The following is a 25,101-nucleotide window of genomic DNA, read 5'->3' on the forward strand; positions in this document are numbered from 1 at the left end:
AGCGAAGCGACCTGAATACTATGCGTCTCTACCATTTCACGTCGCAGAAATACGGGCTTCTCGCGCTCAAGCAACGACGCCTGAAACTCGCTCGGATCAACGAGCTGAACGACCCCTTCGAATTTCTCGGCTGGAATCTCCGCGACAAGCGCGCCCGCGCGTTCCTGCGCAACTGGAAGAATGAACGCGATCGCGAGTATGGCCTGCTGTGCTTCAGCCACAAATGGTCCCATCCGCTGCTTTGGGGCCATTACGCCGAGAAACACCACGGCATCGTCATCGGGTTCGAAGTGCCCGACAAAAGCGACCTGTATCATCCGGTGAAGTATCGGCGAAAGCGCCTGCCGGCGCCGTCCGACCGCGATCTCGTCGGCGCGGACGTGGAGGACCTGCTTCTGACAAAGTTCACCGCCTGGAGATATGAGTCGGAATATCGATCCTTCAGCCGGCTCGCCGACAGCGTCCACGAAGGCGGCCTATACTTCGAGCCCTTCACCGACGACCTGAAGCCGGTGGAAGTGATCGTCGGCGATCGATCGACGATCACCCGGGCAGACCTGGCCGAAGCGCTGGGCGACGCCCGCGATCATGTCACCGCCTTCAAGGCGCGGCCCGCGTTCGGCAGCTTCGATGTGGTCAGAAACAAGAACGACGCTCTCTGGAGATAGCAGGAATGGACAGGAGGGCCGCCGGCGGGATGCCGGCCAATCTCGCGAGGTTGCATGCCGGCGAGGAGGAGCTGCGGCAGAAGGCTCTCGAAATGATCGCTGCGGACGACCACCGCGCGTTGCATCTCGCAGTGACCGAAGCCGCCATGGACCTCGCCGACATATTGCGACAGTTCGACACCGCAGACGAAGATCTCAAGGTCATCCAGATCCTCGGCATGCGAACCTTCAACGCGTTTGGCGCGAGCATCAAACTCGCGCTCTCAGGCTATAGCCAGAATAGCGCACTCATCCTCCGCGACGTTCTCGAGACGGTTTTCCTCCTGAGCTACTTCGCAGGCGACCGAAGCCTGATCGGTCGTTGGCGCCTCGCTGATGAAAAGACGCGTCAGCGAGAGTTCGGCCCCGTCAAACTCCGCGAAGCCATCGACGCGCGCGAAGGGTTCACCGGCAAGAAGCGCTTCGAAACCTACAAGATGTTCTCTGAGCTCGCCGGTCACCCGACGATGAAGTCCGCCCTGATGATGCGGCCGCAGCGCGACGGCGATGCCGTGATAGGCCCATTCATGGAAGCGACGACGCTGGATGCAGTCGTCTCGGAGATCGGAAAGCTCGCGGTTCAGGTTGGCGAGCAACTCACGTCGTTCTTTCCACCGTCCTGGGCCGTGCGCCTCCCGAGCCGACTCGCATTGCCACACTCAAGCAGCGCTGGATCGCGACATTCTATTCGACGACCATGGCCTCCACGTCCGACTAGATCTTGCGGGGAAAGCCTTCCCCTGCGTCCGAGCCAACGTCTCGGCCGACCCCTTCTGCGGGGCTCGCCGTCCCGCAACGCCCCCTTTAGAGTGAGAGTGCGGACCGGCGTTGCCGTGACGGGTTGAGGGCTGGGAGAGAGGCTTCCGGCGCCCGTCGCGGAGATCCGTGATGTCCAGAAGAACCCCATCCGCTCGCGCCGGCCAGGACCGCACGAGCCTTTACGACGAAATCACCGGCAAGATCATCGGCGACCTGGAGACCGGTCGCGTGCCCTGGGTCCAGCCCTGGGGCACGGCGGCGGCGAAAGCGCCGCTCGCCATGCCGAGCAACGCCGCCACCGGCCGGCACTATTCGGGGATCAATGTGCTGATCCTCTGGGGCGCCGTCATCGAGCACGGCTTTCCCGGCCAGAGCTGGCTCACCTTTCGCCAGGCGCTGGCGCTCGGCGGCCATGTCCGCAAGGGCGAGCGCGGCACGACCGTGGTCTATGCCGACCGCTTCGTGCCAGACGACGAGAAGCGGCGCGCCCGCGAGACCGGCGACGAGGCCCAGGCGGTCCCATTCCTGAAGCGCTTCACGGTGTTCAACGCCGCGCAGTGCGAGGGCCTGCCGGAGGACATCGCGATCGTCGCGCCGCCGCCGTCGCCAGGCCTGATCGAGCCGCAGGTCGAGGCGCTGATCCGGGCGACGGGCATCGACTTTCGCATCGGGGGCAATCGCGCCTTCTACGTGCCGGCGCTCGACTATGTGCGGGTTCCGCCGCCCCAGGCCTATTTCGAGCCGATCAACTGGCACCGGACCGCGCTGCACGAGTTGGGTCACGCCACCGGCCATCCGTCCCGTCTCGGCCGCGACATGAGCGGCGGTTTTGGCACCAAGAAATATGCGGTCGAGGAACTGGTTGCCTTATCCTGACTCTGTGATCCTGTCTCAGAATCATGCATTGGAGGCGCCTCACCACGGCTCCGGTGAAGCTCTTCAGACGTCCGGGTCAAGCGTTCCCGCAGCGTAGCGAGGACAACGCTTGACGCGGCGGCGGCACGACAAGCTGTTCATGGGGTGCAGGCTAAGTCCTGCACCCCTGCCACGCGGCGAGCGGGAGAGCGCGAGGGGAACCCCTCGCATTCTAAACAATGAAGTTGCGCCGAAGGCGCTCCGCTTGGGTATCGTGCGTGCATTTGTATTTTACCGATCTTGACACTATTTCGCGTCCGCTTTTCCTTGATGACCTTGCAGTGAGCCTCGCGCCCGGTGCGCTCGACGCGGTCGAGCGCACCGGGCTGATTCACGGCATGCCGTTCATCCTGATGGATGACGGCAGCTACGATCTCGCTCTCAACCGGTTCTTTCGTGCCTGTCCTGCTATGGGAGCGCGATCGCCGAACACGTGGCGCTCCTACGCCCGCGACATTCTCGTCTGGGCGCGCTTTCTTGTCGAACGGCGCGGCGGCAAGACGGTCTGGCAGGGCGGCCGCGACGATGTCCTGGCCTTTCACCGGGCGCGTCGGCTGTCGGCAGCTCCCTACCGCATCTCGGCTGCGAGCTGGAACCGGAGCGTTGCCGCGCTCGACAAGCTCTATCGCTGGGCTGTCGAGGAAGGAATCATTGCGATCTCGCCCTTCAGCTACGGCGCCACCCTTCGCAGGGCCGGCGGTAGCCGCGCAGTGCTCGCTGTGACGACGAACCGTGCCCGCGAGCGCGCCGCGCGGCGCCACGATACCCGTTACATCGATCTTGGCCGCTACCTGCTGTTCCGCGAGGTGGGATTGCGCGGCCGGCTTCCCGACGGCTCGGAGGACGCGACGTGGCGCGGCCGCAACGGCGAGCGCAATGCGTTGTTTGCCGAGCTTCTCGTCACGACCGGCCTGCGGCTGACAGAGGCCGGCAGTCTGCTGCTGAGTGAGCTGCCGCGCCTGACCGATCCCGAATCGCGCTCGGTGCCGTTCGATCTCCCCGGTCCGATCGCCAAGGGCGGACGACCACGGCGCATCCGCGTTCCCCGCCGGGTACTGAGATTGATCGGCGACTATGTCGATCTCGAGCGCACGGTCTCTGCCGCGCGCTCAGAGCCTTCGGTGTCCGATCCGCTCTGGCTGATGCTGGAGGACGGGAAGGCAACAGACGCGGCGGGCAAGCGTGTCCGGCTCGACCGTCTGACGCTGGGCGAACGCCGCCGCGTGCTGGTCGGCACGCCCGGCCAGGCGCAGCATGCCTTGCTCTGGCTGACTGAAGGCGGCAAGCCCGTGCCCTCGGCGACTTGGGAAGCTGCCTTTCGGCGGGCCTGCACCCGCTGCCGCCGTTTCGGCATCGAGGTCGAGGTGACGCCACACACGCTGCGGCACACCTTCGCCGTCAACATGCTCTCCATGCTGATCCGCGAGCAAATCGGATCCGTGTTCGATCCGCAGGACCAGCACGGCGCAGCCTATCGGCGGATTCTCGGCGATCCTCTGCAGAAGCTCCAGCACCTGCTGGGGCATGCGAGTATCACCAGCACCTACATCTATCTCGACAGCCTCGCCGAGGCGCAGGAGCTGGTCGAGGCCGCCGCGGATCGCTGGGCCGAAGACACGGCTGGCGGCGCGGCATGACCGCCGCGGCGGCTCCATCGGTGCGGCGGCCGGGTCGCCGCGCCCTCTTTCCCGAGGCGCTGCCCGATCCCGAGGGCGAGGCCGCCGCTGCGATCGCATCGCTGCGCTTTACCGTCACGCTGGCGGATCGCAGCAAGACGATCGACCTGACGATGCTCGCCGGCCGCAAGGCATTGGCGCGGACCTTTGCCGGCGCGCTCTGGCGCGCCTGCCAGGTCGGTGGTCCGGCCGGCTCGATCTCGACGGCCTACGCCTATGCCAATGCGCTCAAGACATTTTGGCGCTATCTCGATTCCGCCGGATCGCACGTCGCCCGTCTCTCCGACGTCAGTGCCGTCTGCATCGACGGCTTCGATTCCTGGATGGAGGGGAGCGGCCTGCATCCCAATCACCGCCTGCACCGCATGAGCAAGGTGCTCAACCTGCTGCGGCTTGCCGAGGCCGCGGAGCCCAGCCACCTGCCGCCCGATGCCTCACGCCGGCTGATGTACACGAGCGATCGGCCCGGCGTGCGCGCCAGGCCGCGCGATGCCTATGGCGATGATGTCGCCGCGGCATTGCGGAAGGCGGCGCGCACCGATCTCGCCGCCATCATCCGCCGCTTGGGCGAGGCCGATCGTATTCCGGCGGTCGAGGATTCCGATCGGAGCAAGGCGCTGGCAGCAACCCACAAACAGGTAATGGAAGTGATCGACGCGGAAGGCGTCATCGGGCACAGGCACCCTCTCTTCAAGCGACTCTACACGCTCCGCCGCGAGAGTGGCCTGCCGAACGATCGCCTGATCCACGATCTGCATGGCCGCCGGCATCTCATCGCCGCCGATCTCGTGCCGCTCATCGTGCTTATCTCGCTCGACACCGGCATGGAGATCGAAGCGATCAAGGGCTTGCGAGCGGACTGCCTGAAGAACCCGGCGGGCGGCTATGTCGAGATCGAGTATTGCAAGCGTCGGGCGCGCGGCGCCGAGTGGAAGCGGCTGCGTGTGCGCGACGGCGGTTCCTCGACGCCGGGCGGCTTGATCCGCAAGGCGCTGCAGTGGACCGGTCCGGCGAGAAGCCGGCTCGGCGCCGACACGCTCTGGGCGCACTGTGCCTGGGGCCGCCTGACCCCTCGGGTGCTCAGCATGAAGGAGCTCGCGGCTTCATGGACGCGCCGGCACGGCATCCTTGATGAGCGGGGCCAACGCCTTCGCCTCAATCTGACGCGCCTGCGCAAGACGCATAAGGCGGCATGGTACCGGCGCACGGGCGGCCAGCTCGACCGCTTCGCCGTCGGCCACACTGTCGCGGTCGCGGCCGACCACTACGCCGACATTCCCGCGCTTCGTCATCTGCACGAGGCGACAATTGCCGACGCCATGACCGATGCGCTCGACGCCGCGTTCCCCCCCTGTGTCCTGTCGTCGGAGGAGGAAGCGGCCGTCCAGACCGATCCCGACAAGGCGACCGGCCTTCCCGTTGTCGGCGCCGCCGCGGTCAAGGCGCTGTTCGGCGGCGAGCAGGACGTCTGGCTCGCCAGTTGCGGCGGCTTCTACAACAGCCCGTTCGGCTCGGAGGGAGAGGCCTGTCCGTCCCCCTTCTGGGGGTGTCTCGAATGCAGCAATGCCGTGGTCACCGCCCGCAAGGTGCCCGCGCTCCTGGCCTTCCTCAACTTCATCCGGGCGCAGCGGCAGGTGCTGAGCGAAGCCGACTGGATCGCCAAGTTCGGCCGGGTTCACGGACGCATCGCCGAACAGATTCTGCCCCGGTTCGCCGACGCCGAGATCGAGGAAGCCCGTCGGATTGGGTCATCGGACCCCGCGCTCCTCTACCTGCCGCCCGAAGCGAGAGCGCCATGATGCCGGCACCGATCAAGCTGCCGCAGCACGCGTCGCTGCCTTCGGCCATTTATGGCAACGACGAGCCCGTGCTTGCCGGCGTGGCGGTCAGGGACGATGCCGACCGCACGCGACTTCCGCGCTTCGGTGACGATCTTTGGGACCTGGGCGCCGCCATTTTCCGGGTGAACGCCCGCTACAGCAATTACCGGCTGAACCTCGCCCGCATCGCCGATCCCGTCACGCGGCGGCTGGCGAAGGAGTACGTGATCGCCCGCCTGCGCATCCATGTGCCGGGATATCGGGCGCCCTGCGGCGCGACCTCGGCGATCCGCCTGCTGCGCTACATCCAGCATTTCGCCGCGTTCCTCCGCGCAAGGACTGGCGCCGTCGATCTCAGCCGGATCGATCAGGCGCTGCTCGACGCCTATCTGGCGTATGCCCGTGACGGCGGACGGCGAACGCCTCACGAGACGGTGAAGTATGTCGAGGTGCCGATCGACCTGCATCACCTGGCGCCATGGCTAACCGGCGGCGGCATCGGTTTCCTGCCGTGGCGTGGACGTGCGGCGCACCGCGTTGCCGGCCGGCCGCCAGCGCCCGCCGAGAACGCCACGCCGCGCATTCCCGAGCCGGTCATCGGCGCCATGCTGCGCTGGGCGCTCAAGTATGTCGAGGTCTATGCGCCCGATATCCTCGCGGCGCGGGCCGAGCTTGACGCTCTCGAAGCCCGCTGCGCCCGATTGATGGCGCGGGACGCGCGGGCCGGACGGGCCGTGGCCAAGAACTATCGCGCCCGCGTGGCCAAGTGGCTCGACGTGCGCCGGGCCATGGGCCGAGGCGTGCCGATCTGGGAGCACGCGCCCAATGTGGCCCGCCGCATCGACCCGCTCACCGGCGAAGAGACCCCGCCCTACAATCTCCATCTGATGCGCCTTCACGCCGGCGCTCCGCAGAGCGGCCGCATCAGCCAGTCCGAGCCGACTGCACGACTGATCGAGAAGGCAGCCGCCGAGCTCGGAACCGAGATCGGCGGGCTCGATACGCCGATCTCGATCGATCCGGACACCGGACTGCCATGGCGCGAGCGCTTCGACGGCCTCAGCCTCGCCCGCGAAGAACGGATGTTGCAGGGCGCCTGCTATCTCGTCTGCGCCTACCTCACCGGCATGCGCGACAGCGAGGTGCAGGCGATGCAGCCGGGTTGCGTGTCGCCGGTGCGCAGCGCCGACGGCCTGGTCGAGCGGTACCGGCTGCGCAGCACGGTGTACAAGCGCCATGGCGCGCGCGGCGTCACGGCCGACTGGATCACGATCGAGCCCGTCGCTCGCGCCGTCGCGGTGATGGAGGTTCTCTCGGCACGCAATCGCCGAGAGAAGGAACTGTCATCCTTGTGGGTGGCGCTGAAGGACTGGCCCTGGAGCAACGATCATCTCGGGATGGGTGCAACGCCGACACTCAACCTTTTCCGCGAGGGCCTCGACACGCGCTCGGAGGCCGCGCCGGCGATTCCGCGCATCGGCGACGAGCCTTGGAAGTTTACGACCCGGCAGCTCCGACGCACGATCGCTTGGTACATCGCCAACCGGCCGTTCGGCACGGTCGCCGGCAAGATCCAGTACAAGCACGCCTCGGTCGCCATGTTCGAAGGCTATGCCGGATCGGCGCAGGCCGACTTCCGCTTGGCGATCGAGCGCGAACGTGCACTCGGCCAGCTCGACGACATTGTCGCCCATTACGAGGCCTATCTTCGCCGTGAAGGCCCGGCGGGACCGGGTGCTGCGCGACTGCGACGCGAGTTCGGCCGCGTGCAGGAGGAACTTGGCGATCTTCCCGGCCGGATCTTGGACCGCAAGCGGCTGCGCACCATGGTTGCCCATCTCGGGCGGACCCTGCATGTCGGTTTCCTCAACGACTGCCTGTTCGATGCAGCGACCGCGCTCTGCCTCACCGGCGCGCCAGATGCCGAGCGGACGGCGCCGGCCCTATCGCGCTGCAGCCCCGACCGGTGCCCGAACGCCTGCCTGACCGCCCGGCACCGCGAACCGTGGCAGGCCTCGATCGTCGAGGGCGAAGCGCTTCTGGCCGACCGGCGTCTATCGCCGCTGCAGCGCACGGCGATCCTGCGGGACAACGAGCGCAAGTGCCGGCTGATCGCGCCTCTCATGGACGGTGACGCATGACCGCGCTCGGGCCGAAGAGCCAAGCGGCGCTAAGGGCTGCCATGAAGCGGTTGCTCGACGGCCGCCCTGAACGCACCGACGGGGCGCTGACCGTCGCCAACCTGGCGCGCGAGGCCGGCGTCAGCCGAGCGACGGCGAACCGGGCCGGCGATCTTCTCGCCGAGCTCCGCGCGGCCGAAGCCCGCCTGCGGCGATCGTCGCCCAGGGCCCTCAAGGAACGCATCCATGCTCTGGAAGCGGAACTACGCGCCGTGCGTGGTGCCGAGATGGCGGAGCTGCGGGCGCTCACCCGGACGCTCGCGCAGCACATCCAGATGCTGACGTTGCAGCTCGCCGAGCGAGATGCCGTCATCGAAGGTCTGCGAGCGGAGCTGTCTCGATCCGTGGACGCCAGGGTCGTCCCGTTGCGGCGTCCGCCTCTGGACGGCACCGGCTGACAGCCGCGCTTCATCCTGACCGGTCCAGGCGCCGCTCGCCGGTCATGGCTGCCTCCCGTGCTCGCCCGTCGAGGCAGGGCTCGGGTTGTGGCAGACGCTGCCGGCCCATCAACCCTGTTCCGCACCAGCACCGAGAACAGGGTGTGACGGCCCGGCTTCCCGCGTCTGCCCCTGCCGCCTCGCCCTCGACGGAGAGGGCGAACACAGGAGGCAGCCATGACCACCGATCGCACACCCCAGCCCCGGAACGACATCTACGAGCGTGTCACCAGCCAGATCATCGCCGCCATCGAGGCCGGCGCCGACCAGTACCGGATGCCCTGGCACCACGACGGATCGGCCATCACTACGCCCGTCAACGTCGCCTCGCGCAAGGCCTATCGTGGCGTCAACGTCATCGCACTCTGGGCCGCCGCGCACGCCGCCGGCTTTCCCGCCGGCATCTGGGGCACCTATCGCCAGTGGCAGGCGCTCGGCGCCCAGGTCCGCAAGGGCGAGCGCGGGCACCTCGTCGTGTTCTGGAAGACCGTCGATCGCCACGGCAAGGCAGACGTACAGGACGGCGACGAGGATCGCGACGAGCCCGCCCGGCGCATGTTCGCCCGCGGCTACACGGTCTTCAACTGCGCGCAGGTCGACGGCTACACGCCGCCCGAGATACCGGTGCTACCCGAGGCCGAGCGCATCGAGCGGGCCGAACGGTTCTGCGCAGCGCTCGGCATCGACATCCGCCACGGCGGATCGCAGGCCTGTTACCGCCCATCCACCGACCACGTGCAGATGCCCGACTTCGCCTGCTTCCGCGATGCCGCAGCCTATTACGCCGTGCTGCTCCACGAATGCGGGCACGCCTCCGGCGCCAGGCATCGCCTCGACCGTGATCTCTCCGGACGGTTCGGCTCGGCCGCCTATGCTATGGAGGAATGCACGGTCGAGCTCCTGAGCGCCATGATCTGCGCCGACCTCCATCTCAGCGTCGAGCCGCGGCCCGACCACGCCAGCTATATCGCCTCCTGGCTCGAGGTGCTTCGCTCCGACAAGCGCGCGATCTTCACCGCCGCAGCCAAGGCGCAGCAGATCGCCGACTGGCTGCACGCCCAGCAGGGCAACGCTTGCCGGAACGACGTCAGGGGCGCCGCATAGGCGCTCCTCGACCCGATCAGTTGACAGTTCGCTCCCGGAACAGCGCCTCAATCAGCGGACATTCCGGCCGCGTGCCGTCGGCGCATTGCGCGACGACGTCCTTGAGCACCCGCTCCATGCGCTTCAGGTCAGCGATCTTCGCCCGCACATCGTCGAGATGCGCGGCGGCGACCGCGCTTGCCTCGGCGCAGGGCTGGTCGCGTTCGTCGACCAGGCGCAACAGCTCGCGGATTTCGTCGAGTGAGAAGCCGAGCTCGCGTGCCCGCAGCACAAAGCGAAGGCGCCGCTCGTGCGTCGTGTCGTAGCTGCGGTAGCCGGCCGCCGTGCGCGGTGGCTCGGGCAGGAGCCCGACCTTCTCGTAGTAGCGCACAGTCTCCAGATTGCTGCCCGTCCGCCGGGCGAGCTCAGCCCGCTGCAGGCCCTTCACGCCAGCGTGATCGCGCATCGCAAAAATCCCTCTTGACCCTGTAGTTGCTACAGACCGCATGGTACTGCGCAATGAGGATTTCGGCAAGGAAAGCGAGATCGGACATGGATATATCGCGACCCAGCACGGCGGGCATGACGTCCGCCACGACCGACGTGCTCGCGTCGGACCGAGCCGAAGTCGGACGGCAGCGCCTGGTCGCCGTCGGCGGCATTCTCGGCGCGCTTGCCGCCTCCTCGTGCTGCATCGTCCCGCTCATCCTGTTTAGCCTAGGCATTGGTGGCGCCTGGATCGGCAATCTGACGGCGCTCGCGCCCTACAAGCCGCTCTTCGTCGCCGGGACGACGGGCGTTCTCGGCTACGGCTTCTATCTCGTCTACTGGAAGCCGAGGCGGGCCTGCGCCGAGGATGCTGCCTGCGCGCGCCCGATCCCCAGCCGCATTGTCCAGATCGCGCTCTGGTTTGCGACGGTGCTCGTCGCGGCCGCCTTCGCATTCGACTACGTCGCCCCGCTGCTGCTTTCCGCCTGACACCAAGAGGAGACCCGTCCCATGAAGAAGAGTTTGAGTGCTCTTGCTTTGATCATGTCGGTGATGACCGCGCCTGCCGTGTTCGCTACCGAACGCACAGTCACCTTCGCCATCGACAACATGACCTGCGCCTCCTGCCCCTACATCGTGAAGACCTCGATGGCGGCGGTCCCCGGGGTCTCGACGGTGGCCGTCTCGTTCGAAGCCAAGACCGCGACCGTGACCTTCGACGACGCGCAGACGACCCCGGATGCCATCGCGGCCGCCAGCATGAATGCCGGCTATCCGGCCCGCCCGACGCAGGAGCAAGGCAGTTGACATGCATGACCGCGCCCTGATCCGCACCGGCGCCGCAGGCGCCATTGTCGTTGCGATCTGCTGCGCGGCGCCACTCCTTGCCGTGCCCCCGCCGCTGGCCGGCCTCGGCGCGTGGTTGACGGGTTCGGGTCTGGTCGTGCTTTCCCTGATCGCCGCGGGCCTCGGGCTTGTCGCCTGCGGCATCCATCATCGCCGTGCAAAGGTCGTCTGTTCCAACACGAAGATTCTGAATGAAGGCCTGAAGCCATGAACGATTGCTGCACATCCTCCGCGTCCCGCGACAAGGCGACGGTTTCTACATCCGCAACGGTGCCGAGCTTGGCCGTGCGGCCGGGTGTGACGTTTCCGGACTGGTCGGTGGTTTCGTCACCCGTGGTGAAGGAGGCCCTGCTGGCCATGGTCGGCTCCGACCATGTGCTCAACCGCTGGAGCGGCTACGAGGCGGCCACGGATCGCGTGCGCGTTGCGTTGCTACAGCTCTACGCCGAACACGGGCGAGCCCCGACCCCAAGCGCGCTTGCCAAGCGTGCGGGGCTGAGCGAGGAAGCCGTCCGTGCGCTGCTCGAAGAGCTCCGCCGTCGCGACCTCGTCGTACTCGATGGCGACATGATTGTCGGCGCGTATCCCTTCACCGACCGCGACACCGGCCACCGGGTCACACTGGACGGACGCACTCTTACTGCGATGTGCGCGGTCGACGCGCTCGGCATCGGCGCTATGACCGACCAAGACATCTCGATCGTCTCGCGCTGCCGCCACTGCGGCGCGCCGGTCCGGATCACCACGCAGGAACGGGGCCGGGCTCTGGCCGACGTTGAGCCGACGACGGCCGTCGTATGGCTCAGCGTCCATTACGAAGGCGGATGCGCTGCGAACTCGCTGTGCACTGCAACATCCTTCTTCTGTTCCGACGATCACCTCGCCGCGTGGCGCCGGCAGCGTCCTGCAGACGAGCCGGGATTCCGGCTGTCGATCGAGGAAGCTCTCGAAGCAGGTCGGGCGATCTTCGGGCCCAGCCTTGCCGGAATCGGCACAATCGCCGGCCACGGCAACAACGCGGCCGAGACACAAGGTGAGCCTCAATCGTCGGGCGATACGGCATCGCCGGACAGGCCCGTGACGCATCGGCGCCTTGGCACGAATGGCCGCAACAATGGTTCCTACGACCTTGCCATCATCGGCGCCGGCTCGGCCGGCTTCTCGGCCGCGATCACGGCAGCCGATCAGGGCGCCCAGGTGGCCCTCATCGGCAGCGGCACCATCGGCGGCACCTGCGTCAATATCGGTTGCGTGCCGTCGAAGACGCTGATCCGCGCCGCCGAGACGCTCCACAATGCCCGAGCCGCGGCACGTTTCGCCGGCATCACGGCCGAGGCCGAACTGACCGACTGGGGCGGAACCGTCCGTCAGAAGGACGCGCTGGTTTCGGAGCTACGTCAGGCCAAGTACGCCGACCTGCTCCCGGCTTACAACGGCATCGCCTATCGCGAAGGGCCGGCGCGCATCGTGGACGGCGGCGTCCAGGTGGACGGCACGTTTGTCTCAGCCGGCAAGATCATCATCGCGACCGGCGCGCGACCGGCCGTCCCTGTCATCCCAGGCATCGAGACCGTGCCATACCTGACGAGCACGACGGCGCTTGATCTCGAGGCGCTGCCCCGATCTCTGCTCGTGATCGGCGGCGGCTATATCGGGGCCGAACTCGCCCAGATGTTCGCCCGCGCCGGCGTCGAGGTGACGCTGGTGTGCCGCTCGCGTCTCCTTCCGGAGGCCGAACCCGAGATCGGCACGGCGCTGACGGGGTATTTCATGGACGAGAGCATCGCGGTGATTTCCGGCATCACGTACCGGACGATCCGCAAGACCGCGGACGGTGTTGCACTCACTGTCCATCGCGACGGCAAGGACGTCACGATCGACGCCGATCAGGTGCTCGTGGCGACGGGCCGCGCGCCCAATATCGAAGGTCTCGGGCTCGCCGAGCATGGGATCGCTCTCTCGCCGCAGGGCGGCATCTTCGTCGATGACCGCATGCGCACGACAAGATCGGGCGTGTACGCTGCCGGCGACGTCACCGGTCACGATCAGTTCGTCTACATGGCCGCCTACGGTGCCAAGCTCGCGGCGAAGAACGCCCTCAACGGCGACAGCCTGCGCTACGACAACAGTGCCATGCCGGCCATCGTCTTCACCGATCCGCAGGTGGCGAGCGTCGGGCTGACAGAGGCGGCTGCGCGGACCGCCGGCCACGCCGTCCGTGTCTCCACGATCGGTCTCGACCAGGTGCCGCGCGCGATTGCCGCCCGAGACACACGCGGGCTCATCAAGCTCGTCGCCGACGCTGGCAGCGGCCGGCTGCTCGGGGCGCATATCCTCGCACCGGAGGGAGCCGACAGCATCCAGACGGCGGCCCTGGCAATCCGGCACGGCCTCACCGTCGACGACCTCGCGGATACGCTCTTTCCGTATCTCACCACCGTTGAGGGCCTGAAGCTCGCGGCTCTTGCCTTCGACAAGGACGTGGCGAAGCTCTCATGCTGCGCCGGCTGAGCCGTGAAGGCTCGGATGTCGAACGTGACAATGTTGGAGGAGATCTAGTGGCGAAGAGATATGACCTTGCGATCATCGGCACGGGAACGGCTGCGATCGTAACAGCACACAGGGTTCGTGCGGCTGGCTGGAGCGTCGCCGTCGCGGACTTCCGGCCCTTCGGGGGCACCTGCGCCTTGCGCGGTTGCGATCCGAAGAAGATGATGGTCGGCGGCGCCGAGGCGGCTGATCACGCCTGGCGCATGAGCGGACGTGGAATCGAAGGGGACGCGACGCTCGATTGGACGGGACTGATGGCCTTCAAGCGCAGCTTCACCGATCCGGTACCGCAGAAGCGTGAGAAAGCCTTTGCCGACAAAGGGATTCACGCCTTCCACGGTCACGTTCGCTTTATCGGCCCGAATGCGCTCGAGTTCGGAGGAGAGAGGATCGAGGCGGACCGTATCGTGATCGCCGCCGGCGCCGAGGCCGTGCCGCTCGGCATTCCGGGCGAGCAGCACCTGATCACCAATGAAGGCTTCCTGGAACTGGAGAGCCTGCCTGAACGCATCGTCCTTGTCGGCGGCGGTTATATCGCGGCCGAGTTTTCGCACATCGCGGCGCGCGCCGGAGCACAGGTCACAATTCTTCAGCACGGGAAGCGAATGCTCAAGCAATTCGACCCCGATCTCGTCGGCTGGCTGATGGACAAGTTCAGCGAGCGCGGCATCAATGTCCGCACACAGGCAGGGGTGACCGCCATTGAGAAGGTATCAGACGGCTATCGCGTCCGGGCGGACTGTCCTGACGGCGAACTCGATATGGACGCAGATCTGGTCGTCCATGCCGCGGGTCGGGCGCCGGCGCTCGCGACGCTCGATCTCGATGCCGGGAGCGTAAAGCACCATAACGGGCGGCTGGCGTTGAACGGATTTTTGCAAAGCGTCTCCAACCCCGCGGTCTACGCAGCAGGTGATGCCGCCGGCCTAGGACCGCCGCTCACTCCGGTATCAAGCCATGACGCGAAGGTAGTCTCGGCGAACCTGCTCAACGGCAACACGGTCAGGCCTGAATACACAGGCGTTCCGAGTGTCGCCTTCACCATCCCGCCGATCGCAGCCGTCGGCATGAGCGAAGCCAAGGCGCGTGAGAAAGGCCTGAACGTTCGCGTAAAGACCGAGCGCGTGGACGGCTGGTTCACCGCACGCCAGCAGGCCGAGACGGTGTATGGCTTCAAAACGTTGGTCGACGCGGACACTGACCGCATCCTCGGCGCCCATCTTGTCGGTCCGCACGCTGACGAAGTGATCAACATCTTTGCACTGGCGATCAGGCAAGGGCTGACGGCAGAGCAGTTGAAGACCACCATGTTCGCATATCCCAGCGGCGCGTCAGATATCGGCGAGATGCTTTGAGCGTAAGTGAGGTGGTCGACCGGTACGGCCGCGGAGCAGTCTGCACGAAAGAAATCCCTTCACCAGTCGCATTCGGTTCGCTGAGCAGTCGTAAAAACCACGAACCGCAATGCGAAGAGCAGCCCTCCAGATACTCCCGAGTGTCTCACCCGTTCTAAAACCGCGCAACGCCGCCAGATCGGCTGGTTTCGGCTGATGAAAGTCCGCTGAGACAGCTTGACTGTTCAGATAAGTCGCCGAAATGAATGCGGCCTTCTGCTGCGCCTCGCTCGGCATCGTGCCGACCGTGCGGCACGCCGATTACATCGGCTCCTGGCTGGAAGTGCTGCGCGAGGACAATCGCGCCATCGTCCGCTCCGCCAGCCAGGCGAGCAAAGCCGCCGATTGGCTGCTCGGCTTCGTGCCGGCCGACGGGGCCGCGCTATCGGCCGAACCCGCGATCGACAGGAGGGCCGCATGATCCTCATGACCGACGAACTGCGCGAGCAGCTCTTGGCCAACGGCCGGAAACGCGACGCCGATCACATCCCCGTGGTGAAGTTCTTCAACCCCCTCGGCGAAGGCGTCTGGCTCGCGACCGAACTCGACGAGGACGGCGACACCTTGTTCGGCCTGGCAGATCTCGGCGAACCCGAGCTCGGCTCATTCAGCCTCGCCGAAGTGACCGCGGTGCGTTTGCCGATGGGTCTCGGCATCGAACGCGACATCCTTTTCGAGGGGCTCTATCCGATCTCGGCCTGGGCCGAGGCAGCCAGTCGGACCGGCAGCATTCGTCAGGCCGAACGCGTGCTTCACGCCGCCCACCGAAGCGCGACGACCGCGCAGTCCGTAGATCCGTAAATTTGTGGCGACGGGTCTGCGCTGCTGCGTCTCCCGTCGCCGCGCCCTAGCCGCCGGCCAGGAGAGAGTGAGAGGGAGGACGGGATTTCGTGACGGGTTGGAGGTCGAGAGAGAGGCTCTCGGCCGCCCGTCGCGGAGTAATCTCGATGGCTACTGCAGTTCAGAGGATCGTCCTGTCGTCTTCGCGCGACATCCCCTTCAACAAGCTGGCGCTCAGCCAGTCCAATGTCCGGCGCGTGAAGGCCGGCGTCTCGATCGAGGACCTGGCGGCCTCGATCGCGCGTCGCGGCCTCATCCAGAGCCTCAGCGTCATCCCCGTCGTCGATGCCGAGGGCCATGAGACCGGCATGTTCGAGGTGCCGGCCGGAGGCCGTCGCTTCCGTGCGCTGGAACTGCTCGTCAAGCAGAAGCGCCTCGCCAAGATCGCCCCGGTGCCGTGCGTGGTGCGCAAGCGCGACGACGAGATTCTCGCCGAGGAAGTCTCGCTGGTCGAGAATATCGACCGCGCGCCGCTTCATCCGCTCGACCAGTTCCGCGCCTTCCAGGACATGCGGGTGAAGGGCAAGACCGAGGAGGATATCGCTGCGGCGCTCTTCGTGCCCGTTCAAGTGGTCAAGCAGCGCCTGCGCCTCGCGGCCGTTTCGCCCAGCCTGCTCGACATCTATGCCGAGGACGGCATGACGCTCGACCAGCTCATGGCGTTCACCGTCACCGACGATCACGCTCGCCAGGAGCAGGTCTGGGAGGCGATCAAGGACGCTTGGTCGAAGGAGCCCTATCAAATCCGTCGCATGCTCACCGAGACGACGGTGCGCGCTTCGGACAAGCGCGCCGTCTTCGTCGGTGTCGAAGCCTATGAGCTGGCCGGTGGCATCGTCATGCGCGACCTGTTCCAGTCCGACGATGGCGGCTGGCTGCAGGATGCGGCGCTGCTCGATCGGCTGGTCGCAGAGAAGCTGAAGGCGACGGCAGAGACCATCGCCGCCGAGGCCTGGAAGTGGATCGAGGTCGCGGTCAGCTTCCCCTACGACGCAACGCGCGGCCTGCGCGAGCTGCAGGGCGAACCGCTCGACCTGACGGCGGATGAACAGGCGACGATCGCGGCGCTCAACTCCGAGTACCAGAAGCTCGAGGCCGAATATGAGGACGCCGATGAGTTGCCCGACGAGGTCGACCAGCGGCTCGGCGAGATCGAGACGGCGCTGTCGGCCTTCGACACCCGTCCCGTGCGATTCGAGGCCGCCGACATCGCCCGCGCCGGTGTGTTCATCAGCATCGCTCATGACGGCACCGTCGCCATCGATCGCGGCTATGTCCGGGCCGAGGACGAGGCTCCCGACCCCGGCGCCGAGGCCGATGGGGGCGAAACCGAAGGTCGGTCGGATGAGCCCGGTGCGCCGGCCGTGCAGCGCGCCGTCATCACGATCGGCGGCCAGCCCGTCGAGGCGGAGGACGACGAGGACGACGCGATCAAGCCGCTCCCCGAGCGCCTGGTCATCGAGCTGACGGCCTATCGCACCCTCGCGCTGCGCAACGCCGTCGCGGAGAACCCGCACGTCGCCATGACCGCACTGCTCCACAAGCTGGTGTCGGACACCTTCATGACCCGCATGTACACGGGCGCCATGGAGGCCGGGGTGAAGCACGTCTTCTTCCCGGCGCAGGACGATGGGCTGAAGGACTGCCCGTCCGCCCGCGCGGTGCAGGACCGTCACGCCGCCTGGGCCGGCGACATCCCGAAGGACGACGATGCCCTATGGGACTGGCTCGCGGGCTTGGACGACGCCAGCCGGATGGCGCTGCTGGCGCATTGCGTCAGCTACGGCGTCAACGCGCTCTATGAGCGGCCGAACCCGCACAGCGCCGGCGGCGTGTCGCAGCACACGCTCGGCATGCGGCTCGCCCAGGCCGACCGCCTGACCAAGGCGACTGGGCTCGATCTGGTGGAGGCCGGCTGGCGCCCGACCTTCGGCAATTACCTCAACCGTGTCACCAAGCCCCGCATCCTGCAGGCGGTTCGCGAGGGCGTCGGAGAGCAGGCCGCGCAGCTCATCGACCACCTGAAGAAGGGCGACATGGCCAAGGAGGCCGAGCGGCTGCTCGCCGAGACCGGCTGGCTGCCCGAGCCGCTGCGCCTGATCGACGATGCCGAGGTGTCCACGCCGGAGGTCGAGGCTGGCGGCGAGGACGACGATGCGGCGCTGCCCGCATTCCTCGCCAGCGACGACGAGGAGGTCACCGCGGAGGCCATCGATGATGAACCGCACCTTGTCGCGGCTGAATGACGAACCCCCGGAGCGGCTTCGGCTGCTCCGGCCTTTTCCCCGAACGAAAGAGCATCGCCATGTCGCAATCCAAACCGCCGCCACACCGCGTCGTCTTCCAGTACCTCGTTCCCGTGCACGTCGAGGTCGAGGAGCGTCGGCCGCGTGACGATAATCGACGAAATGCCGGTGCGCGACCCCGTCGTCGTGGAAGGCGATCCCGCCGATCTCGCCGACGCCGCGCGCGCCGCCGACAACGGCCAAGCCTGGCCTTCCTGGCAGTTCGGCTACTAGCCGCCGTCACCCCGAACTCCGAGCCCGGCCCGAGCGCCGGGCTCTTTTCGTTTCCGGAGCCCGCTATGACCGATTTCGTCACCCGCTATTCCTGCCTGCTCGACGTCGGCACCTCCGCCAATGTCGCCCGGGCTTTCGACATCTATGCCGCCTTGATGGCCGAGAACGGCCGCGAGGACCCGCCGGCCGAGCCGTTTCACCTGTCGGTGACACCCGAACACGGCGCGTCGCGGCTCTGGCTGCGCGATCCCGGCACCGCCGATCCGCAGCTTGCGATCACCTTCGTGACGCGCTGCGCCGAGGCGTTCGGACTGACCGGCCGCTGGGGATTTCAGTGGGCCGGCATTGCCTCCAATCCCGTGATCGACGGCTTCATGGGCGGCGCCCATGTCCTCGATCTCGCCACGGGCCAGACAATCGCCTGGATGAGCACCGGCCGCTGGCTCGCCGACCGGCTTGCCGAGGGAGGCGCACGATGAGCATCCCCGACCATGCCCGCGCCAACTTCCAGACGTTGCTGCGCGCCGCGTCGAGCGGCGACCTGGCGCTGATGGAATGCGCCGACGTGGCGACCGGCGAGCCGCGCTACGTCATCTGCGCTGTCGGCCGCGATGAAGGCGACTTCGTTTTCACGCCGTTCGGCCATCTCGCCGACGGCAATCCCTTCGAGATCTACCGCCCGCCGGAGGCCTCGACATAGGGGCGCACCACATCGAGGAGACGCGCGACTTCCGCGCGGGCCTTCGATGCAAACGCCGGATCGCTGTCGAAGCGATCGAAGGCATGGCACTGATAGTAGGCGTTCAACACCGCGATCACATCGCCCAGATCGTCACCCGTTCCGACCATCCCGGACTTGTCGGCGTGCGACAGGCCCTTTTCGAGGTCGTGGCGAATGTCCTGCCGACACCGATCGTCGCTCCAGCCCTGGCTCGAAAGATACGCCTTCAGCCCAAGCTCGGCGGCGATCGCGGTCATGTAGCAGGTGTCGCGGGGATCGCCGTTCTCCGCCTGTGCCGGCGACGGCAAAAACTCCTCGCCGTTGGCGAGCAAACCACGCGCTCGCACGATGTCTTCGCGCGCCACCACCAGACCGCCACCTCCCATTGGCATACTCATCATCCGGCGCAGCGCGCCCGGATGATGTTAGGCGTCACGGCTGTTTTCCTACGAGAGCTTAGCGTCCCATCCGCATCGCCGGAAGCCGGTGCCACAGGCCGGGTTCCGGCTGCGCCAGAGTGAGAGGGTGGCCGGGACGGGGTTGAGCCCGTCCGGTCGAGAGAGAGCGCCGGGCCGGCTCGCCCTTGTCCCGCTCTCCGAGGTTCTCCGATGCTCCATGCTCCGATCCCCGCCGCCGAGGCGGCATCGCTTCCGCTTGGCTCCTCCACGCCGCCGGCCGCCTCCATCCTCGCCGCCGCCGAACGCATCCTCTCCCACCTCGAACAGGGCCGCACCGTCGATGCCGCCATGCTGCGCAGCGCGATGGAGGACGCCTTCGGCGCGTCCGACACAGCCGGCGCGTGGGACTGGAAAGCCGCCTATGACGCTTGCGAGGTCGCGACCGTCCTGTTCCTGCGCAAATACGGAAAGCCGCTTTTCCGCAAAGCCGCATCGCCGGCTTCACGGCTCACGGCGCTGACCAAGATCATTGGTCTGCTGCCGACGCACACGCGTCGATCCGAAGAGACGCAGGCCTTCCAGCAGTTCTCCACGCCGGTCCCGCTCGGCCTTGCCGCGTTGACAGCGGCAACGTTGACCCCGACCGACCGCGTGCTGGAGCCGTCCGCCGGCACCGGCCTGCTTGGCGTCCTTGCCGAAACTGCGGGCGCATCGCTCATCCTCAACGAGCTGGCCGATACCCGCGCCGATCTTCTCACTTCTCTCTTCCCGGCCGTGCCCGTCACGCGCTTCGACGCCGCCCAGATCGACGACCATCTCGATCCGACCGCTATGCCGAGCGTCGTCATCATGAACCCGCCATTCTCGGTTATGGCGAACGTCACCGGGCGCGTCGCCGACGCCGCCTATCGGCATATCGCCTCGGCACTGGCCCGTCTGGCCGACGGCGGGCGCTTGGTCGCCATCACTGGCGCGAACTTCTCGCCGGAGCTTCCAGCCTGGCGGGACGCCTTCGTCCGTCTGCAGGCGCGCGGCCGCGTCGTGTTCACCGCCGCGATCGCCGGCTCGGTCTATGCCAAGCACGGCACGACCATCGACACCCGCCTGACCGTCATCGACAAGGCGCCGGCCGAGGATGCCGAGCATTTGCCGGACTCCGCCGGGATCGCGCCCGACGTCGCGACGCTGCTCGCCTGGATCGATGCGCAGCTCCCAGCGCGCCTGCCGGTCACGATCGCGCGTCCAAACGCGATGTCGGCCGCCACGCCGCGAACGGTGCGAGGTTATCTCGCTCGCGCGGCGACGGCCCAGCCCGACCGCCGGATCACCCAGATCGAAGGCGTGCCGCTCGCCTATGAGACCATCGATTGGACGCCGCCGGAGAGCGGCCGCCTATCGGACTCGATCTATGAGGCCTACGTCCTCCAGTCGATCCGCATCGACGGCGCGCAGCCGCACCCGACCAAGCTGGTGCAGTCCGCAGCCATGGCCTCGGTCGCGCCGCCGAAGCCGAGCTATCGCCCGACCCTGCCGGGAGCGATCGTCGCCGACGGCGTCCTCTCGGACGCCCAGCTCGAGACGGTGATCTATGCCGGCGAGGCTCATGGCGAATATCTCGCAGGGGCCTGGACCGTCGACGAGACCGGCGATCTCGTCACCGCCGCGCCGGACGATGCCCCGAACGCGGTCCGTTTTCGCCGAGGCTTCATGCTCGGCGACGGCACAGGCGCCGGCAAGGGTCGCCAGTCGGCCGGCATCATCCTCGACAACTGGCTGCAGGGGCGCCGCAAGGCCGTCTGGATCTCCAAATCCGACAAGCTGCTCGAGGACGCACAACGCGACTGGTCGGCGCTCGGCATGGAGCGGCTGCTGGTCACGCCGCTCTCGCGCTACCCGCAGGGCACGGCGATCCGGCTCCCCGAGGGCGTCCTATTCACCACCTACGCCACGCTACGGTCCGACGACCGTGGAGAGAAGCTTTCGCGCGTCAAGCAGATCGTCGAATGGTTGGGCTCCGATTTCGACGGAGTGATCATTTTCGACGAGTCCCATGCAATGCAGAATGCCGGCGGCGGCAAAGGAGAACGGGGCGATGTCGCACCCTCGCAGCAAGGCCGTGCGGGGCTCCGGCTCCAGCACATGCTCCCGAACGCCCGCATCGTCTATGTTTCTGCGACCGGCGCCACCACGGTTCATAACCTCACCTATGCCCAGCGGCTCGGCCTGTGGGGCGGCGAGGATTTCCCCTTCGCCAACCGTGCCGAATTCGTCGAGGCCGTCGACAATGGCGGCGTCGCCGCCATGGAGGTGCTCGCCCGCGACCTGCGCGCGCTCGGCCTCTACACAGCGCGATCGCTCTCCTATGACGGCGTCGAATACGAACTGGTCGAGCACCAGCTCACCCCCGAACAGACCCGCATCTATGACACCTATGCCGGCGCCTTCGCCATCATCCATAATCATCTCGACGCGGCGATGCAGGCCGCCAACATCACCGGCGACAGCGGCACGCTGAACCGACAGGCGAAGTCTGCCGCGCGCTCGGCCTTCGAGAGCGCCAAGCAGCGCTTTTTCGGGCATCTCCTGACCAGCATGAAGACGCCGACGCTGGTCCGCTCGATCGAGCAGGACCTGGCGGCTGGCCATTCCGCCGTCATCCAGATCGTTTCGACCGGCGAAGCCCTGATGGAGCGTCGCCTGGCTGAAATACCGACCGAGGAATGGCACGACGTCCGCGTCGACATCACGCCGCGCGAATACGTTCTGGACTACCTCGCCCATTCCTTCCCGGTGCAGCTTTATGAACCGTTCTCGGACAGCGAGGGCAATCTGTCGTCGCGGCCGGTCTATCGCGACGGCCAACCCGTCGAAAGCCGCGAGGCCGTCGCCCGCCGCGACGAGCTGATCGAACGGCTCGCATCGCTGCCGCCGGTCCCGGGCGCGCTCGACCAGATCGTCCAGCGCTTCGGCACGGACATCGTCGCCGAAGTGACGGGCCGGTCGCGCCGCGTCGTGCGCAAGGGCGAGCGGCTTGCTGTCGAGAACCGGGCGGGATCGGCCAATCTCGCCGAAGCAGCCTCATTCATGGACGATGACAAGCGCGTCCTCGTCTTCTCCGACGCCGGCGGCACTGGCCGCAGCTATCATGCGGATCTCGCTGTCCGCAACCAGCGCCTGCGCATCCACTATCTCCTGGAGCCGGGCTGGAAGGCCGACGCGGCGATCCAGGGGCTCGGCCGCACCAACCGCACCAACCAGGCGCAGCCACCGCTCTTCCGGCCGATCGCCACCGACGTGAAGGCCGAGAAGCGCTTCCTCTCGACCATCGCGCGACGGCTCGACACGCTCGGCGCCATTACGCGCGGCCAGCGCCAGACCGGCGGCCAGGGCCTGTTCCGACCCGAGGACAATCTCGAATCCCACTACGCGCGCGATGCGCTGCGCCAGCTTTACCTGCTGCTCGTGCGCGGCAAGGTCGAGGGATGCTCGCTCGATCGCTTCGAAACCGCCACCGGCCTCAAGCTGATGGACGACAACGGCATTAAGGACGAGCTGCCGCCGATCACCACTTTCCTCAACCGGCTGCTGGCGCTCACCATCGAGTTGCAGGGCGTCCTGTTCACCGCCTTTGAGCAACTCCTGATGGCGAAGATCGAGGGCGCGATCCGCAGCGGCCACTATGACGTCGGGCTTGAGACGCTGCAGGCCGAGAGCTTCGTGGTCACCGACAGTAAGGTGATCCATGTGCATCCCGGCACCGGCGCGGAGACTCGGCTGCTGACCATCACGCGCCGGGAGCGCAATCGACCGATCACGCTGCTCGATGCGCTCGATCATCGCGCCGATCCGCGTGCGCAGCTGCTCGTCAATGGTCGCTCCGGTCGCGCCGCGGTGCAGATGCCGGCCCCGTCGATGATGCTCGATGACGGCGAGATCGAACGCCGCGTGTGTCTGATCCGGCCGATGGAGCAGCACTATGCGCCGCTGCGCATGATGGAAGAGAGCCATTGGGAGGAAGCCGAACGCGACCGCTTCGCCGCCGCATGGGACGCCGAGCTTGCCGACATCCCGGAATTCTCCGACAGCACGATCCACATCGTCGCGGGCTTGCTGCTGCCGATCTGGAAGCGCCTGCCGGACGAGTCGACGCGGGTGTATCGACTCCAGACCGACGCGGGCGAGCGCATCATTGGCCGCCGCGTGTCGCCGGCCTGGGCCGCCAACGCTGCCTCGCAGGGGGCGAGCACGCTGACACCGGAACACGCCTTCGCCGCGCTGATGGAAGGCCGCACGATCCTCGACTTGGCCGAAGGCCTCCAGCTTCGCCGCGCCCGTGTCATGAGCGCCTATCGCCTGGAGCTGACCGGCTTCACCGAGGCGATGCGCGAGCGACTGCGAGCCTATGGCCTGTTCAGCGAGATCATCTCCTGGAAGCTGCACTTTTTCGTGCCAGCCGACACCAATGGCGTAAGCATCCTCACCAAGCTGCTCGACACCTATCCGGTGGCGCGCATCTCCGAGCGGGAGGCCGCGTGATGTCTCGTCACGATGCTTCCGATCTTGCGCAACGTCTCCGCCGGCAGGCCGAGGCGGTGTGCCGACACTACCTCTCCAGCGGGCGGCGCGAGGGCCGCTACTGGCTGGTTGGCGACGTGCGCAACACGCCCGGCCGATCGATGTATGTGCGGCTCAAGGACTCGCCCAAGGGTCCGGCCGGCAAATGGACCGATGCCGCGACCGGCGAGCATGGCGATCTCCTCGACGTGATCCGGGATAGCTGCGGCCTCATCGACTTCAAGGACGTCGCGGACGAGGCACGGACCTTCCTCAGCATGCCGCAGCCCGAACCAGCGCCAGCACATCCGCGTCAGGCACCCGCACCACACGGGTCGCCCGAGGCGGCCCGCCGCCTGTTCGGCATGTCGCAGCCGATTACGGGCACGCTCGTACAGTCGTATCTACGGGAACGCGGCATTACTGATTTACGCGGAACCGGAAATCTGCGCTTCCACCCGCGCTGCTACTATCGACCCGACGAGCATTCTCCGACCGAGACCTGGCCCGCCATGATCGCCGCCGTCACCGATCTCCGCGACAGGATCACCGGGGCGCATCGGACCTGGCTCGACCCGCGACGCCGCGACAAGGCGCCGCTCGACACGCCGAGGCGGGCGATGGGCGATCTTCTCGGCAACGCGGTCCGCTTCGGAACGGGCGGCGAAGTCATGGCGGCCGGCGAAGGCATCGAGACCGTCCTGTCGGTCAGGCAAGTCTTGTCCGACATGCCGATGCTGGCGGCGCTCTCAGCAGCCCATCTCGCCGCCATCTTGTTCCCGGACACGCTGCGGCGGCTCTACATCCTGCGCGACGACGATCCGGCCGGTGACGGTGCGCGCGACAGTCTCGTCGAACGGGCGAACGCGGCCGGCATCGAGGCGATCGTCGTGTCTCCGAGGCTGGGCGACTTCAACGAGGACCTCCGAAGGGCTGGACTGGAAAGCCTGCGGGCAACGACGCGGGTACAAATCGCTCCCCAGGACGTCGCACGCTTCATGGCAATGGCGGCATAGCCGGAAGGGTATGCTGGTGACCGCAACGCCCTCGCTTGGCACTCGCTCGGATGCTCCCAGGTGTCAGGGAGAGCCGCAACCCGGCCTTCGAGAGGGCGATCGGCCGGCAAACGGCCCGGACCGACAACGTCGGCGCCCGACTATTTTCCGGCGGCCCGTCGGGCCTTTCCATCGCGAAACAAAATAGCCGGCCTTCG

At 67.0% G+C, this 25,101-nt stretch carries 21 protein-coding genes and 2 pseudogenes; 21 read left to right on the forward strand and 2 right to left on the reverse strand.

Features of this window, described 5'->3' with window-relative positions:
• The first annotated feature begins 20 nt into the window (after window positions 1-20).
• From ABDF71_RS09030 to ABDF71_RS09065, 8 genes and pseudogenes are all read left to right on the forward strand, one after another.
• A complete protein-coding gene (locus ABDF71_RS09030) occupies window positions 21-668 on the forward strand; it encodes a DUF2971 domain-containing protein (protein WP_088217379.1) in 648 nt (215 codons plus the stop codon).
• A gap of 5 nt (window positions 669-673) precedes the next feature.
• Window positions 674-1,552 carry a hypothetical protein gene (locus tag ABDF71_RS09035; RefSeq protein WP_231771185.1) on the forward strand — a complete coding sequence of 293 codons (879 nt, stop codon included), beginning with the start codon at window positions 674-676 and terminating at the stop codon, window positions 1,550-1,552.
• Between the two features lie 43 nt (window positions 1,553-1,595).
• A pseudogene (locus ABDF71_RS09040) lies at window positions 1,596-2,333 on the forward strand (ArdC family protein); the annotation flags it as partial.
• Between the two features lie 266 nt (window positions 2,334-2,599).
• Entirely contained in the window at window positions 2,600-4,018 is a 1,419-nt protein-coding gene (locus tag ABDF71_RS09045) for a tyrosine-type recombinase/integrase (protein ID WP_500061475.1), read from the forward strand.
• The gene (locus ABDF71_RS09050) at window positions 4,015-5,856 is read left to right on the forward strand and encodes a site-specific integrase (RefSeq protein WP_012112822.1); all 1,842 of its coding nucleotides are present in this window, start codon (window positions 4,015-4,017) and stop codon (window positions 5,854-5,856) included. The genes ABDF71_RS09045 and ABDF71_RS09050 overlap by 4 nt, the downstream gene beginning before the upstream one ends.
• On the forward strand, window positions 5,853-8,018 hold the full coding sequence (locus tag ABDF71_RS09055) for a hypothetical protein (protein WP_012112821.1): 2,166 nt from the start codon (window positions 5,853-5,855) through the stop codon (window positions 8,016-8,018). Before ABDF71_RS09050 ends, ABDF71_RS09055 begins: the two co-directional genes overlap by 4 nt.
• The gene (locus tag ABDF71_RS09060) at window positions 8,015-8,455 is read left to right on the forward strand and encodes a hypothetical protein (RefSeq protein ID WP_012112820.1); all 441 of its coding nucleotides are present in this window, start codon (window positions 8,015-8,017) and stop codon (window positions 8,453-8,455) included. Before ABDF71_RS09055 ends, ABDF71_RS09060 begins: the two co-directional genes overlap by 4 nt.
• A 216-nt stretch (window positions 8,456-8,671) precedes the next feature.
• Window positions 8,672-9,598, forward strand: coding sequence for an ArdC family protein (locus ABDF71_RS09065; protein WP_012112819.1), 927 nt, complete (start codon window positions 8,672-8,674; stop codon window positions 9,596-9,598).
• A gap of 16 nt (window positions 9,599-9,614) precedes the next feature.
• Here the strand turns inward: ABDF71_RS09065 and ABDF71_RS09070 are convergent, their stop codons facing one another.
• Window positions 9,615-10,043: a MerR family transcriptional regulator gene (locus ABDF71_RS09070; protein ID WP_012112818.1), complete on the reverse strand. Its 429-nt coding sequence runs from the start codon at window positions 10,041-10,043 to the stop codon at window positions 9,615-9,617.
• Window positions 10,044-10,159: 116 nt separating this feature from the next.
• Here ABDF71_RS09070 and ABDF71_RS09075 point away from each other — a divergent pair, with 116 nt between their 5' ends.
• The 11 genes and pseudogenes from ABDF71_RS09075 (at window position 10,160) to ABDF71_RS09125 (ending at window position 18,915) form a co-directional block, all read left to right on the forward strand.
• Entirely contained in the window at window positions 10,160-10,555 is a 396-nt protein-coding gene (locus ABDF71_RS09075) for a mercuric transporter MerT family protein (protein ID WP_231771510.1), read from the forward strand.
• Between the two features lie 21 nt (window positions 10,556-10,576).
• Window positions 10,577-10,873 carry a heavy-metal-associated domain-containing protein gene (locus ABDF71_RS09080; RefSeq protein ID WP_012112816.1) on the forward strand — a complete coding sequence of 99 codons (297 nt, stop codon included), beginning with the start codon at window positions 10,577-10,579 and terminating at the stop codon, window positions 10,871-10,873.
• Window position 10,874: 1 nt separating this feature from the next.
• Entirely contained in the window at window positions 10,875-11,123 is a 249-nt protein-coding gene (locus ABDF71_RS09085) for a hypothetical protein (protein ID WP_036742955.1), read from the forward strand.
• The gene (merBA, locus tag ABDF71_RS09090; protein ID WP_500061476.1) at window positions 11,120-13,423 is read left to right on the forward strand and encodes a bifunctional organomercurial lyase/mercury(II) reductase MerBA; all 2,304 of its coding nucleotides are present in this window, start codon (window positions 11,120-11,122) and stop codon (window positions 13,421-13,423) included. Before ABDF71_RS09085 ends, merBA begins: the two co-directional genes overlap by 4 nt.
• The gene (locus ABDF71_RS09095; protein WP_246670937.1) at window positions 13,408-14,817 is read left to right on the forward strand and encodes a dihydrolipoyl dehydrogenase family protein; all 1,410 of its coding nucleotides are present in this window, start codon (window positions 13,408-13,410) and stop codon (window positions 14,815-14,817) included. The genes merBA and ABDF71_RS09095 overlap by 16 nt, the downstream gene beginning before the upstream one ends.
• Window positions 14,818-15,049: 232 nt before the next feature.
• A pseudogene (locus ABDF71_RS09100) lies at window positions 15,050-15,277 on the forward strand (zincin-like metallopeptidase domain-containing protein); the annotation flags it as partial.
• Complete coding sequence (locus ABDF71_RS09105; RefSeq protein WP_088217376.1) at window positions 15,274-15,657, forward strand: DUF2958 domain-containing protein; 384 nt, start codon at window positions 15,274-15,276, stop codon at window positions 15,655-15,657. The pseudogene ABDF71_RS09100 and the gene ABDF71_RS09105, both read left to right, overlap by 4 nt.
• Window positions 15,658-15,803: 146 nt before the next feature.
• A complete protein-coding gene (locus ABDF71_RS09110; RefSeq protein ID WP_088217375.1) occupies window positions 15,804-17,942 on the forward strand; it encodes a ParB/RepB/Spo0J family partition protein in 2,139 nt (712 codons plus the stop codon).
• A 144-nt stretch (window positions 17,943-18,086) separates the two neighbouring features.
• The gene (locus ABDF71_RS09115; RefSeq protein ID WP_254915502.1) at window positions 18,087-18,215 is read left to right on the forward strand and encodes a hypothetical protein; all 129 of its coding nucleotides are present in this window, start codon (window positions 18,087-18,089) and stop codon (window positions 18,213-18,215) included.
• A gap of 65 nt (window positions 18,216-18,280) precedes the next feature.
• The gene (locus ABDF71_RS09120) at window positions 18,281-18,694 is read left to right on the forward strand and encodes a hypothetical protein (protein WP_088217374.1); all 414 of its coding nucleotides are present in this window, start codon (window positions 18,281-18,283) and stop codon (window positions 18,692-18,694) included.
• Window positions 18,691-18,915, forward strand: a complete 225-nt coding sequence (locus ABDF71_RS09125; protein ID WP_088217373.1) for a DUF6117 family protein — start codon at window positions 18,691-18,693, stop codon at window positions 18,913-18,915. The genes ABDF71_RS09120 and ABDF71_RS09125 overlap by 4 nt, the downstream gene beginning before the upstream one ends.
• Here the strand turns inward: ABDF71_RS09125 and ABDF71_RS09130 are convergent.
• Window positions 18,888-19,322, reverse strand: a complete 435-nt coding sequence (locus tag ABDF71_RS09130) for a HEPN domain-containing protein (protein WP_167387111.1) — start codon at window positions 19,320-19,322, stop codon at window positions 18,888-18,890. The two genes, ABDF71_RS09125 and ABDF71_RS09130, sit on opposite strands and share 28 nt — an antisense overlap.
• 222 nt (window positions 19,323-19,544) lie before the next feature.
• Here ABDF71_RS09130 and ABDF71_RS09135 point away from each other — a divergent pair, with 222 nt between their 5' ends.
• Window positions 19,545-23,870 (forward strand): strawberry notch family protein, encoded by a 4,326-nt coding sequence (locus ABDF71_RS09135; RefSeq protein WP_094514274.1) that lies wholly within the window; start codon window positions 19,545-19,547, stop codon window positions 23,868-23,870.
• Window positions 23,870-24,904, forward strand: a complete 1,035-nt coding sequence (locus ABDF71_RS09140; protein WP_088217370.1) for a DUF7146 domain-containing protein — start codon at window positions 23,870-23,872, stop codon at window positions 24,902-24,904. The genes ABDF71_RS09135 and ABDF71_RS09140 overlap by 1 nt, the downstream gene beginning before the upstream one ends.
• The last annotated feature ends 197 nt before the right edge of the window (window positions 24,905-25,101 follow it).

Source organism: Ochrobactrum sp. WV_118_8 (assembly GCF_039631535.1).
In the GTDB taxonomy this organism is placed as follows: domain Bacteria; phylum Pseudomonadota; class Alphaproteobacteria; order Rhizobiales; family Rhizobiaceae; genus Brucella; species Brucella anthropi.